The sequence below is a fragment of the Chryseobacterium ureilyticum genome (assembly GCF_900156735.1).
In the GTDB taxonomy this organism is placed as follows: Bacteria; Bacteroidota; Bacteroidia; order Flavobacteriales; family Weeksellaceae; genus Chryseobacterium; species Chryseobacterium ureilyticum.
Genome location: NZ_FTOL01000001.1, coordinates 177,968 through 197,002, shown reverse-complemented (window position 1 = coordinate 197,002; position 19,035 = coordinate 177,968). Strand labels below are relative to the sequence as shown.

14 protein-coding genes are annotated in these 19,035 nt (G+C 35.1%); 9 read left to right on the top strand and 5 right to left on the bottom strand.

The genetic code is table 11. The annotated features are described in order from the left end of the window. Positions 1-50 precede the first annotated feature (50 nt). Complete coding sequence (locus tag BW983_RS00870; RefSeq protein WP_076549168.1) at positions 51-1,172, top strand: hypothetical protein; 1,122 nt, start codon at positions 51-53, stop codon at positions 1,170-1,172. A gap of 250 nt (positions 1,173-1,422) precedes the next feature. Then, the gene (locus BW983_RS00865; RefSeq protein ID WP_076549167.1) at positions 1,423-1,656 is read left to right on the top strand and encodes a hypothetical protein; all 234 of its coding nucleotides are present in this window, start codon (positions 1,423-1,425) and stop codon (positions 1,654-1,656) included. 54 nt (positions 1,657-1,710) lie between these two features. Here BW983_RS00865 and BW983_RS00860 read toward each other — a convergent pair whose 3' ends face one another. Then, complete coding sequence (locus BW983_RS00860) at positions 1,711-2,829, bottom strand: DNA polymerase III subunit (RefSeq protein WP_076549165.1); 1,119 nt, start codon at positions 2,827-2,829, stop codon at positions 1,711-1,713. 316 nt (positions 2,830-3,145) lie between these two features. Here BW983_RS00860 and BW983_RS00855 point away from each other — a divergent pair, with 316 nt between their 5' ends. From BW983_RS00855 to BW983_RS00845, 3 genes are read left to right on the top strand one after another with little or no spacing between them, the layout of a single operon-like run. Beyond that, positions 3,146-4,426, top strand: coding sequence for a hypothetical protein (locus tag BW983_RS00855; protein ID WP_076549163.1), 1,281 nt, complete (start codon positions 3,146-3,148; stop codon positions 4,424-4,426). After that, complete coding sequence (lptC, locus tag BW983_RS00850) at positions 4,426-5,016, top strand: LPS export ABC transporter periplasmic protein LptC (RefSeq protein WP_076549161.1); 591 nt, start codon at positions 4,426-4,428, stop codon at positions 5,014-5,016. Before BW983_RS00855 ends, lptC begins: the two co-directional genes overlap by 1 nt. Positions 5,017-5,027: 11 nt before the next feature. Next, on the top strand, positions 5,028-6,071 hold the full coding sequence (locus tag BW983_RS00845) for an anhydro-N-acetylmuramic acid kinase (RefSeq protein WP_076549160.1): 1,044 nt from the start codon (positions 5,028-5,030) through the stop codon (positions 6,069-6,071). 55 nt (positions 6,072-6,126) lie between these two features. Here BW983_RS00845 and BW983_RS00840 read toward each other — a convergent pair whose 3' ends face one another. Then, on the bottom strand, positions 6,127-6,516 hold the full coding sequence (locus tag BW983_RS00840) for a hypothetical protein (protein WP_045499550.1): 390 nt from the start codon (positions 6,514-6,516) through the stop codon (positions 6,127-6,129). A gap of 401 nt (positions 6,517-6,917) precedes the next feature. Between BW983_RS00840 and BW983_RS00835 the strand changes: the two genes are divergently transcribed. Continuing rightward, positions 6,918-7,529 (top strand): NUDIX hydrolase, encoded by a 612-nt coding sequence (locus BW983_RS00835; RefSeq protein WP_076549158.1) that lies wholly within the window; start codon positions 6,918-6,920, stop codon positions 7,527-7,529. On the opposite strand, the gene BW983_RS00830 is transcribed toward BW983_RS00835, so the two are convergent. Both BW983_RS00830 and gldJ read right to left on the bottom strand, forming a co-directional pair. Then, positions 7,522-8,793, bottom strand: coding sequence for a UDP-N-acetylmuramoyl-tripeptide--D-alanyl-D-alanine ligase (locus tag BW983_RS00830; protein ID WP_076550755.1), 1,272 nt, complete (start codon positions 8,791-8,793; stop codon positions 7,522-7,524). The genes BW983_RS00835 and BW983_RS00830 overlap by 8 nt on opposite strands. A gap of 157 nt (positions 8,794-8,950) precedes the next feature. Then, the gene (gene gldJ / locus BW983_RS00825) at positions 8,951-10,552 is read right to left on the bottom strand and encodes a gliding motility lipoprotein GldJ (RefSeq protein WP_076549157.1); all 1,602 of its coding nucleotides are present in this window, start codon (positions 10,550-10,552) and stop codon (positions 8,951-8,953) included. Between the two features lie 165 nt (positions 10,553-10,717). Between gldJ and porU the strand changes: the two genes are divergently transcribed. The 3 genes from porU (at position 10,718) to BW983_RS00810 (ending at position 18,366) form a co-directional block, all read left to right on the top strand. Further along, positions 10,718-14,614 carry a type IX secretion system sortase PorU gene (gene porU / locus BW983_RS00820; protein ID WP_076549155.1) on the top strand — a complete coding sequence of 1,299 codons (3,897 nt, stop codon included), beginning with the start codon at positions 10,718-10,720 and terminating at the stop codon, positions 14,612-14,614. A gap of 59 nt (positions 14,615-14,673) precedes the next feature. Further along, positions 14,674-15,834: a type IX secretion system outer membrane channel protein PorV gene (gene porV, locus BW983_RS00815; RefSeq protein ID WP_076549153.1), complete on the top strand. Its 1,161-nt coding sequence runs from the start codon at positions 14,674-14,676 to the stop codon at positions 15,832-15,834. A gap of 264 nt (positions 15,835-16,098) precedes the next feature. Next, a complete protein-coding gene (locus BW983_RS00810) occupies positions 16,099-18,366 on the top strand; it encodes an FUSC family protein (protein ID WP_076549152.1) in 2,268 nt (755 codons plus the stop codon). Here BW983_RS00810 and BW983_RS00805 read toward each other — a convergent pair. Then, complete coding sequence (locus BW983_RS00805) at positions 18,347-18,961, bottom strand: 4'-phosphopantetheinyl transferase family protein (RefSeq protein WP_076550753.1); 615 nt, start codon at positions 18,959-18,961, stop codon at positions 18,347-18,349. The two genes, BW983_RS00810 and BW983_RS00805, sit on opposite strands and share 20 nt — an antisense overlap. Between the last annotated feature and the right edge of the window lie 74 nt (positions 18,962-19,035).

The following is a 19,035-nucleotide window of genomic DNA, read 5'->3' as shown; positions in this document are numbered from 1 at the left end:
GATTGATTTTTTAATATAGATTTAATTTATATTTACAAAAAACTAAAGGTATGGGCCTATTTGATTTCCTTTTTAAGAGGAAGAAAAAAAATCAGACAAATGAAGTAACTTTTAAAAATGAGTCTCCTATTGAAGAAAATATTGCTCCAATTAATGAAGAGATTTTCGTTCCATTGGAACAACCAACTCCTCCAATAAACAAAGAAGTAAACCCTACATTAAAGGAAGAAACTCCTGTTGTAGCAGAGGAAATCACAATTCCAGCCATTGATGAAGCTGGGAATCGTTTCAACCTTGAAATTATTGAGGCTTTTAAAAGATATCATTGTGATCCGAGCCTCGAGGTGAATATTCAAATTGAAGATGAAAGAGGTAATACACTTCCTGCTTATCAAGCTTATAATGATCTATTTAAAGAATGGAAAGAAATTCAGTCAAAATGGGATCGTATGTCAATATTCTATCGTTTCTGGGATCAGTCTCAGTTTGAAAAGCTTGAACACTGGCAAATAATTGAAAGATTTGTAAAAGATCGCTATCCTAAAAAGGCTCTTCTTCATTTTGAGAAAAATATGTCTGACAGAAGAGATCTAAGCAAGGAAGAACTTATTTCTCTTTCAAAACTTCACCGCGTGCTACTGGATAATCCTACCGCCAAAGAATATATCGAAACTGCCTACAAAAATCATCCGGAGGACGATGCCGTAAAGGTAGAATATGCAACGGTTCTTCATATCATTGGGAATCACTATGAAAAAGAACATTCACATGAGGTATTTCATGAAGTATTTGACAAAAAAATACAACAAAATGATACTGCATCTGTTTTTGACTGTTTCAAATTCTCAGAAGGATATACAGACTCTTCTATTTTTGCGATGGTATATCTGATTAATACGGAGGCTGATAATGATGCATGGGATAATGTAGCAGAAGAATACTACTACTGCCCTGTTTTTAGATATGAACATGCTGTACAGTTATCACAAACTGAAAACCCAATGAGAGCTTTGGCAAAACTTACTTCTTTGAGTCAGGAGTTCCCGTGGTTCAGATTGGCTGTGGAAAGTACCATCGGTAATATTAAATCTATGAGAAAACAACTCGATAATCCCGATTTTATGGAAAAAGAGCTTCAGGAATTTCAGGCATCGTTAAAAACCCAAAAATAAATTTCTTATCTCTTTTAAGCGTAATGATAAAAAAGAATTTGAACTTGATTTTTTTTTGATCGCAAAGACGTTTCAATCAGCTATGTTAGCCTTCTTTACTGAACAAGATTCTTTAGAAATATTTGATCATATCACTTTACAAACATTGCATTTAACTAATATCTTTGACATTTCAATCAACAATCTTTTTACAGTTCAGATCAAGTAATCAAAAAAGTATTACATTTAGTGACTTAAAAATTTAAAAACCATGAAAAAATTCATCTCAATTCTTGCTATCGGTTTATTTACATTCAGCTATGCTCAGGAAAAACCTAAGGAAGGTGGATGCTGCGCCGGAAAGGATAAAAAAGAATGCTCAGTAAAAGATAAAAAGGCTTGTTCTGATGCTCATCATAAAGGTTGTGATGCAAAGACCAAAACTGCTGAGAATACTCAAAAATCAAAAGATAAAAAAAAGACTAAGGATAAGAAAACAGCTTAAATTTTATTATCCCAGAAAAATAAAAAATCCGGAAAATCTCCGGAGTTTTATATTTTATGTACTTTTATGAATATACCTTGAGAGTTTTATTCCAAGATCTGTCCATACTATTTTAGGATTTCCGTTTCGGGTAAGATGCAGATCTGCTGCATTGATTTCTTCCAGAATACTTTCAATATTAGCACCACTGATAAACTTTGAAAAGCCAGCCCAATTGAACCCGTTCGCATTGATCTTTTTATATACAAGGTTTTCCGACTGATAGTTCTGAAGCAATGCCAGCCTGAAAATTTCGGAGCAATAATTCAAAAAGTTCTTTTGTTTCTCTCTGTTCCAGCCTGCTATTTCTCTCGCCCAGAAAATAATGCTTCTGAGATATTCCGGTTTCTTCTTTACCATAAAAGCGTCACGAACCCACTGTACGAAGAGTTTTTCAAATTCATTGCTCTTATCTCCCGAATTCAACAGTTTTATGGCTTCATTAAGATTCCCTTGGGCTTCATGAACAATCTCTCTTACTTTTTCATCGGAAACGGATAAGTTCTTTTTTAAATATCCTCCAAGATCTTCATCATTGATTCTTGGAACTTCCACTACTTGTGTTCTGGAAAGAATAGTAGGAAGAATATCATTGGTACTTTCTGCGGTAAGAAGAATAATGGTTTTTGCCGGGGGTTCTTCTAAAAATTTCAAGAACTTGTTTGATGCAGCAATATTCATTTTGTCAGCTCGCCATACGATAAGGATTTTCGTTCCTCCTTCGTAGCTTTTTAATGAAAACTTCTGGTTTTGATCATCTATTTCATCTGCTGAGATAAAAAGTTGTTTGTTTTCGGACTCCAGGAAAGCTGTCCAGTCATCATAGCTTGCATAAGGTGATGCAAGAATCATTTCCCGGAATTCATCAAATTTATTTTTACTTAAGGAATTTTTATTATCCGTAAAAACAGGAAAACTGAAATGTAAGTCTAAATGGTTCAGGTGCTCAATCTTTGAAGCAGCATGTTCATTTTCCTGACCTAAAATTTCTTTTGCATATGCCAATACCATGGGTAATGTACCATATCCTTCTTTTCCTACAAAAAGTTGGGCATGGCTTACTCTGTTTTCAGCGATACTTTCTCTAAGAAGTTTTTTAAGGTTCTCCTGTCCGGCGATGTTTTCCCAATTCATGTTTCAAAGATAAGAAATAGGGAGTAAATTCAGGAATGATCAATCGTCAATTTTTGCTATATAAAATCAATAATGAATATGCATATTCAAGGAACTTACAATAGAAACATATTGATTATGCGCTATTTAAAGTAAACACAAACAGTAAATTATAAAACCTGATAAACTCTATAAACTAGTGATTCACTAGTGACATTAATTTATATATAAATGCAAAAATTCCCCAGTATATCAGCCCTTAACAAACTTTAACCACATATAATTTTTACAATTCATTAATATTTAAGATATTTGCGCATTGTTTTAAAAATAAAGAATGAAAAAAATCTTTGTAGTATCATTTATATCAGTAGGCTATTTTCTGAATGCACAGAGTCTAAGCAACTCTCCCTATGCAAAATATGGAATTGGAGATGTAAAATATGATAATACGATCGAAACTGCTTCCATGGGAGGTATATCTACTGCTTTTATAAGTGATTTTACCAGTAGTTTCAACTTTGCAAACCCTGCAAACAACACTAACTTCGAATTGACAAGTATCAGACTGGAAGCTACCAACGAAAACAATTATTTCAAATCGAACTTCAACGATATGAAATCTACAAAGCATTCTACGTATCTTTCTAATATCTCTCTGGCATTTCCTATTTCTTCGAAAATTAAAATGGGACTTACCTATCAGCCATACAGCTCAAAAAGCTATGATATTGTAACTGAAGACCAAAAAGGATCTGTCTATTATCAAAACGGATTTAAAGGAAGCGGTACATTAAATACTGCTGCCGTAGCTTTGTCTTACAAAATTAATCAGGAGTTCTCCGTAGGGGCAAGAGCAAACTTATACTTTGGTGATCTTTATGATCTTACTGAGTTCCGTGCTTCAAACTCTGAGTATGTAAACGGTTTTGAAACTAAAAACAGAGTAAGAAATTTTAATTTCACTTTAGGTACCAGCTACCAGAAGCTTAATACACGTACTGATAAAAAATTAACGATCGGTGCTACAGCTACGTTTGGAAATACCAGCAATATGATAACTGAGTATACAAATAGTACTTACAGATACATTGATGCAACTGCAGGAACTAAAACTGATATTAGTATCATTGACCAACAGGATGTAAAATCTAAAAACCTTATTCCTTTACAGGCATCCGTGGGTGTAGGATATGGAAGTGAAAATCATTGGTTCCTTTCCGGACAGCTTGATTATAAAAAAGGAGAAAACATTTCTTATTTCGGAGATACTTTTAATCTACATGATACTTACAGAATTTCTGCCGGAGGATGGTATTTGCCAAACTATAACAACTTCAGAAATTATTTTTCAAGAGTTATCTATAGATATGGTGCTTTCTATGAAAAAGGAAACTTGAAAATTGATGGAACCAACATTAATAAATTTGGTATCTCAGCCGGAGTAATGCTTCCGTTCAAAAACAGTAGTATTACCAGAATGAGTGGTCTTGAAATCGGAGTAGAAGTAGGTAAAAGAGGTACTGTTAAGAATAACTTGATCAACCAGAATTTCATCAACCTGAGAGTCGGCTTCAATTTTGCTGATAAATGGTTCAGAAAGTCACTTTATAACTAATGAACTTTTCAAAAAAAATATCATATAAAAATATAGCATGCCTTTTTAGTTGTGCTATATTTTTTATACTGACATCCTGTGAGGAAGATCTTACCAAGAGAAATGGAAATCAAAGTAAAAACTTCCCTTCACAGATTATCAATAATGCTGATATTGTACAGCGTGATTCCGGCTTTGTAACTTTAAAGGCAAAGGCTCCTATTATTGAAAAATACGAGTTAATTGATAGCCCTTATGTTGTCGCAAGAAAAGGAATCAATATAGAATTCTTCGATAAAAAGAAACCGAAAGTTCCGGGAAAGATCACTGCAAAATATGCCCGTATTTTTGAATACAAAAAATTCTATGAAGCCAAAGGCGACGTAAGGATTACCACAAACGAAGGGCAAAAATTTGCTATGCAGACGATCTATTGGGATCAGAGAAAAAAAAGAATCTACACCACGGATACTGTTTACGTAACGATGGAAGACGGTTCTACATTGGTAGGTGCCAATGGAATGACTGCCAAGGATGATTTTTCTGAATATACTTTTTATAACAATACCGGAGATTTTAATTCCAAAAGAATTTCCGAGAAGAAAAAATAAATTCTTTTACCATGAAAACCGTTGCCATTGGGCTCATGTCCGGGACAAGCCTGGACGGTCTGGATATCTGCTTTGCTGAATTTGAGAAGAAAGAACAATGGACTTTCCGAATCATAAAATCAGAAACCCTCTCCTATTCCAATGACTGGGAACATAAGCTTAGGAATTCTATCCATCTTTCTGCTCCCGATCTTTTAGCACTTAATTCTGAATATGGTTTTTATTTGGGTAAGCAGGTCAAAGAATTTATGTCAAGACATCAGATTGAGCATATAGACCTTATTGCGTCTCACGGTCATACGGTATTTCATCAGCCACATAGAAAATTCACTCTTCAAATCGGAGATGGAAGAGCAATCAAAACAGAGACTAACATTCCGGTCATTTATGATTTCAGAAGTCAGGATGTTCTGATGGAAGGAAATGGAGCTCCATTGGTTCCTATAGGTGACGAACTGCTTTTTTCAGAGTATGGCGCTTGTCTTAATCTGGGAGGATTTTCAAACATTTCATTAAAACTAAACAACAAAAGAATTGCTTTTGATATAGCTCCTGTGAATATCGTTTTGAACCATCTTGCTCAACAATTAGATAAAAATTTTGACGAAAATGGTGATCTGGCAAGAAAAGGCAAAATAAACGAAACCTTGTTGAACCAGCTCAATTCTTTAGACTTTTATAAACAGCCATATCCGAAGTCTCTGGGCGTAGAATGGTGCAATGAACATGTTTTCCCAAAGCTTGTAAACATTGATTCTTTAGATTCTTTAGCCACATTTACAGAGCATATTGCAGAGCAAATTTCGGCTGTTATCAATAAAAGCAATATCAAGGATATATTAGTAACCGGAGGAGGTGCTTATAATGCTTTTCTGATTGAAAAAATAAAGAAAAATACTGCCGCTGAGATCATCATTCCGGAAAAAGAGATCGTGGAATACAAGGAAGCTCTGATCTTTGCGTTTATGGGAGTTCTAAGAATGCATAATAAAATCAATATTCTATCTTCAACTACGGGAAGCACTTCCAACCACAGCTCCGGGATTATTGTTTAAAACAACTTTATCTAAAAACATAAAAAAACCTTCATTTCTGAAGGTTTTTTATTTATTATTTGTAAGCTTCGATCTTATCTGTCAATGTATTGATAAAGTTCTGTAATGGTTTTTCTACCATCATTTTGATGAACGGATTGAATTTTCCTTCAAACAGCATCTGAACTTCCGTCTGGTTTTCATTGATAGGATTTAAAGTTGCTGTTAATGAGAAATCAAGGCTTGAGCTTGCAGACTTCAAAACAGCTTTCTGATCATCCACTTCATCTATTTTTAAAGCGATTTCAGGCATTCCCTGTAATCCGAATTTAAAACCGTTATCTCTTGTTTCAAATTTCTGAAGACCATCCGGCATAAAATCTTTGTAATTTTCCGGTGTTTTCAATAATTCACTTAGCTCTTTCGATGATTTATTGACAATAATTTTTCGTCCTTCTAAATTCATTTTTTTATTTTGTATTTAAATTCTTACAATTGTTTACTATAACAACAAAATTATAAAAAAAAACCACAAAGGCATCACCCAAAGCATACTTTTAAAGACAGAATACTCAACTGAAAAGAAATAAATGATAAACAACAAGAAACTTTTCTATTTTTGGGAGACTTAATCTCCCTCTGGAGAGCCTTTAACCATTAAATCTACTTTTTTTAGGATGAGGAATCCTTCATTCAAGGATAATTTTGAAGGCATTTAGAAAAATAAAGCTCGGTAATTAAGGGGTTTTATTCCTATAATTTGATATATTTGCGAGTAAATTATAGTAGAAAGCGTAATAAAAACATCCTGTTTTCACGTCTTTAAATTATTACCCCTAAGATCAATATTAACTATAAATTTCTGATATGTATAAAGTTTTTGTGAACGAAAAAAAATTATTGATTTCTAAACATCCTGAAGGACTTGAAAAAAACCTTGAGTATGAAAGCTTCACAACTTTAGAAATTGCATTGGATCTTTTAGAAAATACGTCTGTAAACGAGCTTAATGTTTATGGCGAAAATATTGATAAAATCTGGCAGGAGTTCCAGAATCTTTTCAGGATCATAGAAGCTGCAGGAGGTCTTGTGAATAATCCTGACGGAAAAATGCTTTTTATCAAAAGATTAGGTAAATGGGATCTTCCTAAAGGGAAAATGGAAAAAGGAGAATCCAGAGAAGAGTCTGCTGTAAGGGAAATAGAAGAAGAAACCGGATTGAAAGACGTAGAACTGGTAGAATTCATCAATACGACTTATCATATTTACATTGAAAGAAACGGAGAAAAGATCTTAAAATGTACGCATTGGTTTGAAATGAATTTCAGTGGTGAAGATACTTCCAAACCACAGATTGAGGAAGGAATTACTGAAGTTGCCTGGAAAAACACCGACCAAATTAAGGATGAAGTTTTCCCAAGCACATTCAAGAATATTAAGCTTATTGTAAAAGAGTTTTGGGCTTTAAAGGCTAAATAAAATCTATTACCTTTTCCAGCGCTATTCCTCTTGAGCCTTTCAACAAGATGTTTTCTGACTGAATTTTATGCTGTTGCAGATATTCGGCAAGTTGAGCTGTATTTTCAAAAGCAAGCTCTGACGAATTAACCGCTTTAAAATGATTTCCCACGGTAATAATCTCATCAAAATGCAGATCATGAGCCAGCTTTAAAATACTCTGATGCTCTTTTTCACTTTCAATACCTAATTCCAGCATATCACCAATAATAATGGTTTTACTACCTTCAAAAGTGATAAAGTTATGCAATGAAGCTGTCATTGAACTTGGGTTAGCATTGTAAGTATCCAGTACCAAAGTTCTGTTGTCTTTTTTCACAACCTGCGAACGCATATTCGTTGGAGTATATTGTTCTACAGCGTGTTTTATCTGCTCAAAACTGATCCCGAAATGAAGCCCCAGACTTGCCGCTACACAAAGATTCGTAAAGTTGTAGTCACCTGTTAATTTTGATACCGCTTTTTCTCCCTGATAGATCAATCCTACAAAATGCTCTTCAGAAAAGGATTCAAAGTTATAATCTGCATCTTCTTTTCCGAATGTGATTTTAGGAGAATATCCTTCAGTCTTCTCAACCTGAATAGGATCATTTTCATTAACAACAATTGTCTGATGATTATTTTTCAGATAAGCATAAAGCTCTGATTTTCCTTTAATAACCCCTTCAAAACCTCCAAAGCCTTCTAAATGAGCTTTACCAAAATTGGTAATATATCCAAAATCCGGTCTTGCGATTGTACAAAGGAATTCAATTTCTTTCTGATGATTGGCACCCATTTCTATCACAGCCATTTCATGCTCTGGCTTAATAGAAAGAATAGTTAACGGAACTCCGATGTGATTGTTAAGATTCCCGTAAGTATATTGTACGTTAAATTTCTCGGAAAGCACAGCATGAATCAGTTCTTTTGTAGTCGTTTTACCATTACTCCCCGTAAGCCCGATAAAAGGGATGTTCAAATGAGTTCTGTGGTGGATCGATAATTGTTGCAGGAATTCAAGAGTGGACGGAACATAGAAGATATTTCTATCCTTATTTTCAAATTCCGGCTGTTCTACAATTACAGCTAATGCTCCATCATCTATAGCTTTTTCAGCAAGTGTAGCTGCATTAAAATTATCACCGGAAAAGGCAAAAAAGATATCATTTCTGGCTATTTTTCGGCTATCGATGGTTACTTTATCAGCCTGTAAAAATAGAGGATAAAACTGTTCTATATTCATGTGGAAATATATGTATATTTTTTTAGGGAATTCACATGCAATTGCCAAATCTATAAGAGTGTCTTTAGACTTTTCAACCCATGCGATTTCATGTTTCAAAAATAAAAAAACCTTCCGAAAATACGGAAGGTTTTTTATAAGTATTTTTTGATAAATATTATCTTCTAGTTCTGTTCTTATCATTAGTTCTGGCATCCTGTGCAACACGGAAACCAATCCAACCATAAGCTCTACCTTGATTCTTATATCTTCTTTGCCCCGGATCTAACCAGTATGCAGTGTCTTGCCAAGAACCACCTTTTACTACTCTCACCTCGTTAGAGATTGCAGAAGTTCTGTCTCTGGTGTCTTTTTGCATCTTCACTCTACCGTTTGCATCTACAACAAAGCTTTTCTTAGGAGCGTTGTACATATCAAATCCAGCTGCAGAATCGGAAGCTCTATAATATTCAAGTGAAGATTGTCTGTCACCATCTCTATAGTTTCTGTAATCAGCAATTGTTTCTCTTTCGAATTGTCCAGGAAGACCTTTATAAACTAATCTTCCGTCTGCTAATGTATCATATTTAATAGTACCTTCGTCAATCATTTTGTAAGTTCCGTCACCGTTCTTTACGATTGCCTGAGGCATATTTCCTCTATAATAGTTGTAGTCGTTGAAATCTTCATCAATGATAGGTCTGTATACATCGGCAGTCCATTCTGCAACGTTACCATACATACCGTAGATTCCAAGGTCATTAGATGGATATTGTCTTACATCAGAAGTCTGAGCAGAACCGTCATTTTTCCATCCAGCGATACCAGAGTAATCTCCTCTACCCATTTTAAAGTTTTCAAGGAACATTCCTCTTTCTTTACCTTTGGTACCTCTTAATCTTTCGATCTGAGGTTTTTTACCTAAGTATTGGTTATATTCTCTGTTTTTAGCCATCCCCAATGCTGCGTATTCCCATTCAACTTCTGTAGGAAGTCTGAACTTCTGAACCATTGCAGAGTTTGGAGCTCTGTTTGCAGATAACAATCTTTGGTTGGTAGTTTTCATACCAGATTTTTGCTGCATTCTTTTCTCATTGATATATCCTTGCATTTCAGGATCATTCGCTTTGAATTTATCCATGTTAAATGCAGTACCACCCTGATTGTTAGATTCGTTGATATATAGATCTTTAGCAATAACACCAGCCTGCATCAAAGCTTTTTCGTTTGCTCTGTCTGTAAGCCATTCACAGTATCTGTTTGCCTGAGTCCAAGAAACTCCTACTACCGGATAATAATCGAATTCCGGAGAACGCAGATAAGTTTCATTATAATCGTTTCTAGCTAGTTTGTTGTCCCATAATAAGGTATCCGGTAAAGCACCGTTATAGATTTCCTTAAAACTAGGATCACTTGGTGGGAATACATACTTCAACCATGTAAGGTATTCGCGGTATTCGTAGTTAGTAATTTCAGTTTCTCCGATAAAGAATGAACTCACCTGCATTCTTCGCGGTGTGTTATTCCAATCGTGCATAACATCATCTTTCACTAATCCCATTGTAAAAGTTCCACCTTCTACATATACCATTCCCGGCCAACCTTTCTGCTTCTGTTGCTTTCCTGCAAAAAACCAACCCTGTTTTTCGTTTGGTTTCCAACCTGTTTTACTGACAAATTTTTTGGTACCACCACCTTTGCTGGTTCCTGATCCGCCACAACTGGTTAATGCAAGTGTAGAACTTAATGCTATTAATGAAAACAACTGTAGTTTTTTCATAGTCGATATAAATATTTTCAAGAGTACAAAGAAAAAATAAATTATTCAATAAATCAAATAAAGATTTGATTTTTTTGAACAACGATAACAAATTAATTTTATTGTCTTACAATTTAATTCTAAAATTTTCATTTATTTTGTAATTTAGCAATTTCAATAATAAACATGAGACGAAAAATCACGCTTTTATCTTTAATCGCTTTTGCATCAACACTTTACGCCCAAAGAAACACCATAGAATGGAATGGTTCTAAAATTCAGGACTTTGGTGACACAAAATTAAATCTTCCAAATTTTAATAATGAAGGTTTTTCTTTCAGCCAAAATAATGTTTTTATAGTAACTAAGCAAAAAATTGGAGAAAAGCAGCTGAAAGTTTCAGACATGGTTTGGGATGGAGTTTCCAATCAGGATTTATTCGAATTGGACAAAAGCAACCTTCCTGATCGTGATATTGCTGATATTACCTATTATACTATAGAGGGAGAAAGATATGCCAGCATCAGTATTGCATTATTCAAAAATATAAAAGGTCGTGTTCAAAGACTTTCTTCATTTAATGTTTCAGAAGCTTCAGCTCAAGTAGCTACTTTTGGCAGTACTAATAGAATAGGTACTACCGGAAATCCGCTGGCAGCTGGTAACTTTTATAAAATAAAAGTTGATAAATCCGGGATATTTAAAATCACCTCACAATTTTTAAGAGATAATGGCATTAACCCATCTTCTGTAAATCCCAGAAACATGAGAATTTATGGAAACGGAGGAAATATGCTCCCTGAATATAATCAGGACCCAAGATATAATTCTTTACAGGAAAATGCTATTCAGGTTGTAGGAGAAGAAGATGGTGTATGGAATGATAATGACTATGCTCTATTCTATGCACAGGGACCAAACGGATACAACCTTTATGACACCACCAACGGAAATGGTGTAAAGAGACAGGAAACAAGATCTGATTCGAGTGATAACCTTAAGAATATATATGATGATTTTGCATACTATTATATTAACTTTGATAAAGGTTCAGGAAAAAGAGTCCAGACTATTGACGGAAATCTTCCTGCTCAAATGATTACAAGATATGATAGCTATCAGGTTATCAATAACGATCAAAAAAACTTATTAAAAGTAGGAAGAACATGGGTAGAAGACCCTCCTTTTACTACTGAAAAAACAGTTACTCTTACCACCAACTCTCCTATCCAGGCTAGTGATTTAATAAGGTTCAAAACACGAGTTATAGGTTACAGATCGCAACAAAACTCTATTGAAATTAAGGCAAATAACTTCCAGCCTTTAAATGAGACTGTTCTTACAGATACTTCTACCTATCAGTATAGCTTCTATCCAATAAGATATTCCGGGGTAATGACCAATCAAACCGGAAATCAGATTACTTTTACCTATACTCCGAATATTGCAAAAAATCCTAATGGAACTTTCTATCTGGATTATATAGAAGCACAGTATAAGGAAAACCTTGCTTTTAATGGTTCTCAATTAAGCTTCAGAGACTTCTCTATTGCTACGGGAAGTAATACAAATTACGGTTTTAGTATTTCCAATGCTTCTAATGTGGAACAGGTATGGGACGTTACAGATATTACCAATGCAAACAGAAGAGTAAATAAAGCAGGTGGCGGATCTTTTAATTTTGCTTATACTGCATCTGATATTAACTTTAATAATGAGTTTGTAGCTTTCCGTTCTGATGGGGCTTTCACTCCTCAATTTGTAGGAAGAATAGGAAACCAGAATCTTTCTGCAATTCAGGGAGTAGATTATCTGATCCTTACCGTACCTGAAATGATGGGACAGGCTCAGAGACTTGCCAACTATCATCAGACAAAGAATAATTATAAGGTAGAAATTGTAGATGTCAATAAAGTTTATGAAGAATTTGGAAACGGAAGTAAAGATCTTACTGCCGTAAGAGATTTTGTCACAAAACTAAATACACCTGCAGGAAGACTAAGATACGTATTGATTATTGGAGATGCTTCTTATGATTATAAAAACAGAGTTCCTAATAATACAAATGTTGTTACTGCTTACGAAAGTGAGCATTCTTCAGATTACGTAGGATCTTATGTGACGGATGATTATATTGTAATGACCCAGCCTCAGAATACACTTTTTGTTGAGCACAATATTCCTAATCTGCCCGTAGGAAGAATTCCTGCTGCCAATGTAACTGAAGCAGCCAATATGATCGATAAAACGCTTGCTTATTATAATGCTCTTCCGGGACAATCCAGTCCTTTTGGAGAATGGCGTATGAGGCTTGATTTTGCAGTGGATGACAATGGTGAAGGCGGACCACCTTTCCACGATGTGATGAACAACACCTTGTCCAGTATATTTGAACAGACCGGAACGCAGTCATTAAAAGAATATAATGTAAAAAAACTGTATCAGGATGCATTTACAATGCAGAGCACATCAGGAGGTCCTCGATACCCACAGGTGAATCAGGCAATATCGAACAGTATAGGAAATAGTTTATACCTATTCTATTTCGGACATGGAGGAATCAACGGTTGGGCACAGGAAAGGATCCTTACCAGCACAGAAATTCAGAACTCCAATAACTTCTCCAATGTATACAGCAGATTCCCGCTTGTCTCTACCATAACATGTGAATTTACTTTATGGGATGAACCTGCAACTAATTCTGCGGGAGAACAGTTCATTAAACTTAAGCAAGGAGGTCCTGCCGCAATGATTACTTCCAGCCGTGCTATTGGTATTGATTACGGTAGAACTTTTACAGATGTTTTTACCAAGAATATTTTTAAACTGAACAATGATGAGTTTAATACGCTTGGATATGCTCATTTAAATGCAAAAAAAGAAAAAGGACCTAATGCCAACCACTTAAGAGTAAATTTCCTTGGTGATCCTGCTATGACATTAAGCAGACCGCAAAGATTATTGGTTATTGATGATATTGAAACTCCGGTACCAGGATTGATCAGAGGTTTGGACTTCGTTAAAGTAAAAGGACACATCAATAATCCTAATGGAACTTTAAATAATACATTCAACGGAAAAGTATCAATCAATATTTTTGATAAAAGACTCAACAAAAAGACACTTAATAATAACGGAAGCCTCTCTCCTATATTACAGTATACTGAAGAAGGAAGTCCTATTGTAAAAGCATCCGGAACTGCAGTGAATGGAGTCTTTACTGCAGAATTCTATGTTCCTAAAGATATTAATTATGCAGTAGGTGAAGGAAGAATATTAGGATATGCAGATAATAAGGTAACCGATGTATTCAATAACCAGGCTGTACAGGTAGGTGACATTAATCCTAATGGTGTAAATGACAACCAGCCTCCGAAGGTAAAACTCTATATGAATAATACCAATTTTGCAGACGGAGGAATTACCAATCAGAATCCAATGCTTCTTGCATGCCTTACTGATGATACCGGAATCAACTCTACAGGATCAGGTATTGGTCATGATATTACAGTATATCTGGACGGTCAGATTATCAATACAGTTATCCTTAATGATTTTTATGCTGCCGGAGAAGGAAACGGCTGTTTAAATCCAAGTCTTGCTGACTATCAGAAAGGAAATGTGACTTATCCATTCAGAAATCTTGCCATAGGACAACATCAATTAACATTTAAAGTTTGGGATATAAACAATAATTCTACAACTGCTACGTTAAACTTTGAGGTTAAGGATGAATCTGACCAGCATCTGACGATCAACCGTCCGCTGAACTGGCCTAATCCATTCACCAATAAGACGTATATTCAGTTTGAGCACAATTGTGATGATATATTGGATGTGAATGTACAGATCTATACAATTACCGGAAGATTGGTAAGAACTTTATCTCAACCGGTGGTTGCAGAACCATTCCTGCAAGGCTTCAGAACCCCTCGTCAGGCAATAGAATGGGACGGAAGAGATGATTTTGGGGCTACAGTAGCAAAAGGTACATATATTTTTAAGATATTTGCAAAAAGTCAAAATCAAGAAAAATGCAAAGGAAGTGCTACAGCTGTAGAAAAAATGGTACTTTTGAAATAATTAGATAATACATAGATAATAATATTAATAAAAAACTGATAATATATAAAAGACAACATATGAATTTAACTACTAAACTGCTTTTAGGATTTGGGTTAAGTGCTGGTTTTCTAGGCTATTCGCAAGATTTAGGTAAAATAAACCCCGTACTTACCGGAGCTCCTTTCCTAAGGATTGCACCAGACGCAAGATCAGGAGGTATGGGAGATCAAGGGGTGGTAACCTCTCCTGATGCATTTTCACAATTCTGGAATGCAGCTAAATATCCTTTTAGCAGAACAAGTTCTTCCATTGGGCTTAACTACACTCCATATATGGGAAAACTAACCAATGATGTATTCTTATTATACGGAGCATTCCATAAATTCCTGGGACAGGATGAGAGATCTACGATCTCAGCAAGTATCTACTATTTTAATATGGGACAGGTAGACCTGACTCAGCTTGTAGGTTCAGATGTTGCTTCAATGGGGATATCAAAGCCTAACGAATTCTCAATTGATGTTGCCTATGCTTTGAAACTTTCTGATTCTTACTCAATGGCTGTAACTGGTAGATTTATTCGTTCAGACTTAGCCGGAGGATTCAATACAGATACTACACTTAAAGCAGCAAACTCTTTTGCTGTAGATGTTTCAGGATACTACTCTTCTGAAAGATTCTCCAGTTTTGGAGGATATGACGGTAAATTAAATGCTGGTTTTGCTGTACAAAATTTAGGTCCGAAATTAGACTATACCGGAAATGAAGAATCCAGATCTTATCTTCCTACCATGGCAAGATTAGGTATTGGATACGATATGTACCTTGATGACTTAAACAGAGTGGGACTTACTGTAGAAGGTTCAAAGCTTTTAGTTCCCGGATCTGAATATGCAGGAGTAGATGCCAACAGAAAACCTATATACGCAATTCCTAACGTAGGTCCAATGGCAGGTATCGGAAAATCATTCAAAAATAAAAACAGTATCATGTATAGTGGTGCTTTAGAATATTCATATGACAATGCATTTTCTGTAAGAGGAGGTTACTTCCATGAAAGTGAAGAGCAGGGTGCAAGACAGTTCGCTACAGCAGGTATCGGATTGAAGTACCGTTCTTTCGGATTAGATCTTTCTTATCTGATCAATATGTCAAAAGTGAACAGTGCATTGGATAACACTCTTCGTTTCGGGCTTACCTGGAACATTGGAGATGAAACATCCAACAACGAACGTTAAGAATCACAACAACTATATAAAGCCTCATCAATATGTATGAGGCTTTTTTATTGCAGATGGAGCATGGCAAAATAAAATTCTGAATCTTCAATCCGCTGCGCTCGTCAATTTCTATAACACAACTGATATTCATTACTCGCTTTGCACAGCAAAAATTCATCTTCTACTTTTCAAAATATCATTATTAAATAAAAATAATATTTAAGTTTACAAAAGTCTCTCCTTTATGGTTATTTTGTTAAATTCAATAACTATTTTTGTAGTATGAACTATTCGGCAGAGCTAAAAAAATTTGTAACCAGTCAGTATCTGTATTCTGCAATCAGAATTACATTAGCGACTGTTCTTCCTTGTTTAGTTCTTGCTCACTTTGGAATTTTAAAGGAATATTTCCTATTCCCTCTCGGAACCAGCTTTGTAGCACTTACCGATCAGCCCGGACCTTTTATCAGAAGAAGAAACGCTCTCGCTTTTGCCATTTGCTGCTTTGTATTTGTAGCATCTATTGCAAGTCTTGTGATGAACTTCAAGATATTTGTAATCCTCGAGATCCTTATATTCGGGATGTTCTTTTCCCTGATTGGCGTCTATGGACAGCGACTAGCTGCGGTAGGATCTCTATCACTTGTTGTACTCGCAATCTTTATTGACGGTCATCTTACAGGAAGTGATATACTGAAAAGCTTACTGATCTTTGCCAGCGGCTGTATATGGTTCCTGCTCATTTTCCTTATAGTAACTACTATTAGACCGTATAAACTTGCCGGACAGATGATTGGTGAAAACTATCTTCAGCTTGCAGAGTTTTTAAAAATAAAAGCAAATTACTATCAAAAGAATCCCGATTTTGACAAACTTACCACTCAGGTAATTGCCAAACAGATTGAAATAAAAAACCTTCAGGAAGAAACCAGAGAAACCGTTTTCAAAACAAGAACCATTGTCAATGAATCAACGACAACCAGCCGTCTATTAATGTTGATGTTTCTTAATTCTATGGACCTTCATGAAAAGCTCATGACTTCTGAAAGTGATTATCAAAAGTTGCAACAAAGCTTTGATGACAGCATGATTCTGGTTAATATCCATGATTATCTGAATCTTTTAGCAGAAGAGATCACCAATATTGGTATTGCCCTGCAAAGCGGAACAAGAGCAAAGCCAATGTTTAATCTAGAACTAGAATTAAAGAACCTTAATTATAATTACTTCGAGCTCAGAAATAAACAGCTTTCTCCGGATAGCCTGGAAAATTTCATGGTTTTACGTCAGATTTTAATGCGTATCAATGAAATCACAAAGGAAATCAACGAGATTTATAAAGTATTTTCACAAAACGTAAAGCTTGCTAAAAGTTTATCCACCGGATTAGACTTGAAAAAATTCATGCCTAATGAGCCGAAGCTTAACTCTAAGGTTTTAAGGAATAATATCTCATTATCTTCATCTCATTTCCGTCATGCTATCAGAATTACAACAGCGTTGTTTCTGGGGTATCTTTTCTCTATGTTTGATTTTCTTGGATTAGGACATACCTATTGGATATTAATTACCATTACAGCGATCTTAAAACCCGCTTATTCTATTACTAAAAAAAGAAACCTTCTTCGTCTCTACGGAACAGTCACTGGGGCTACAATTGCTTATATAATCCTACATTTTATACATATCAATAGTATATTGCTTGCCATCCTTCTGATCAGTATGATCATGTGTTTCAGTTTTCTGAAAGGACGATATTTTTGGGCAGTTTTATTCATGACAATTTATGTTTTCTTAAGCTTTAATTTCTTAAATCCGGGAAAAGTAAATATCATCTTTAAAGACAGAATTGTTGATACAGCCATTGCCGGAATTATTGCATTTGCCGTGTCTTATATTGTATTACCTGTTTGGGAACATACGCAGAATCTTGATTTGATGAAAAAATCGGCAACGGATAATCTTATTTATTTTCAAAGTGTGATTTCAAAATTTCTGAAAGGAGATTTCGATATTGAAGATTATAAAGTAAAAAGAAAAAATGCAATCATTTCTCTGGCAAACCTTTCGGATAATTTCCAACGAATGATTTCTGATCCTAAAAATCAACAGAAAAAACTGGAAGTTGTTCATCAGTTTGTGGCAACATCACATCTGATCACAGCCTACACCGCTTCATTGTCTCAATACTCTAAAAACAATGAACAATATCCCGAAATTGATGCGGAAAGCTGGAGTAGAAAAATAGAAGCCGAAATGCAACAGGTTTCAGCTTTACTGAACGGTGATGACATTGACGAAACCCTTAAAATGGAAAGCCGTCTTGAACCGGAAGATTCCTCTATTGAAGACATGCTTACGAAAAGAAAGACCGAAATTGAGGAAAACGATATCGTAGACAGAAGAGATCCGGATAAAATATCACATTTAACGGAACTTAAAAACATTCATGACATCCTTGAACTGATCTATGATGTTGCCAAGGAACAGAGAAAAGTGATTGAGAAATACAGAAGCGAAAAACATGCTACTACTCCTCCACAATCGTAAAGCAATAGTCATCAAAAAATTCCACTCTTGCTTTAAATTCGTCTGAAAACTGCTCATCATAAACACGGCAGCTAATCTTATGAAGGTGTTTCAGCTCAAAAGGCTTTACTTCATAATTCTTCTTTAAAGACCAGTACTTAGAATGATGAATCTTGTACATACTTTCCTTTACACTCCAGATAATGGTGTAAAAAGTATCGGCTTTGTCCGCAGGAATGAACCCTCTTTCATTTTCATAGGTGAATTTATCAATTACCCTCAAAATTTTAGGATTAAACTTTTCAACGTCTATTCCTATTTTATTTTTAGAAATAGCAATGGCTGCAAAAGGAAATGAATGCGTGATGGAAATTTCTGCGTCACTAGGAGAAAGAAAAGGTTCTCTTTCTCGGTATAGAATTTTGGAGTCTGGTTTTAAACCTTTAAGAAGTTTGCGAACCATAAGCACCTCCAATAATTTTTTAGGATGGTAATCCTTTACCTTCTCAGCATTTTCCGGTTCCAGAAGCTCATTGATATCAAGTTCTTCACTTTCATCATACTTCCAGACTAAAATTGTAGCATTATCATCAGAAAAATCTCGGTAAAGGGGCATTCTTTTTTTATTGGACAAAAATAAGGAAAAAGGATGGAAGATGGGAGCAGGAAGATAGAAGTTTATATTTCTCA

Coding starts and splice junctions, on each gene's coding strand:
- lptC (WP_076549161.1), top strand. CDS start 4,426: ATGAACTTTTCAAAAAAAATATCATATAAAAATATAGCATGCCTTTTT.
- BW983_RS00845 (WP_076549160.1), top strand. CDS start 5,028: ATGAAAACCGTTGCCATTGGGCTCATGTCCGGGACAAGCCTGGACGGT.
- BW983_RS00810 (WP_076549152.1), top strand. CDS start 16,099: ATGAACTATTCGGCAGAGCTAAAAAAATTTGTAACCAGTCAGTATCTG.
- BW983_RS00805 (WP_076550753.1), bottom strand. CDS start 18,961: ATGCCCCTTTACCGAGATTTTTCTGATGATAATGCTACAATTTTAGTC.
- porV (WP_076549153.1), top strand. CDS start 14,674: ATGAATTTAACTACTAAACTGCTTTTAGGATTTGGGTTAAGTGCTGGT.
- BW983_RS00865 (WP_076549167.1), top strand. CDS start 1,423: ATGAAAAAATTCATCTCAATTCTTGCTATCGGTTTATTTACATTCAGC.
- BW983_RS00835 (WP_076549158.1), top strand. CDS start 6,918: ATGTATAAAGTTTTTGTGAACGAAAAAAAATTATTGATTTCTAAACAT.
- gldJ (WP_076549157.1), bottom strand. CDS start 10,552: ATGAAAAAACTACAGTTGTTTTCATTAATAGCATTAAGTTCTACACTT.
- BW983_RS00830 (WP_076550755.1), bottom strand. CDS start 8,793: ATGAATATAGAACAGTTTTATCCTCTATTTTTACAGGCTGATAAAGTA.
- porU (WP_076549155.1), top strand. CDS start 10,718: ATGAGACGAAAAATCACGCTTTTATCTTTAATCGCTTTTGCATCAACA.
- BW983_RS00855 (WP_076549163.1), top strand. CDS start 3,146: ATGAAAAAAATCTTTGTAGTATCATTTATATCAGTAGGCTATTTTCTG.
- BW983_RS00860 (WP_076549165.1), bottom strand. CDS start 2,829: ATGAATTGGGAAAACATCGCCGGACAGGAGAACCTTAAAAAACTTCTT.
- BW983_RS00870 (WP_076549168.1), top strand. CDS start 51: ATGGGCCTATTTGATTTCCTTTTTAAGAGGAAGAAAAAAAATCAGACA.
- BW983_RS00840 (WP_045499550.1), bottom strand. CDS start 6,516: ATGAATTTAGAAGGACGAAAAATTATTGTCAATAAATCATCGAAAGAG.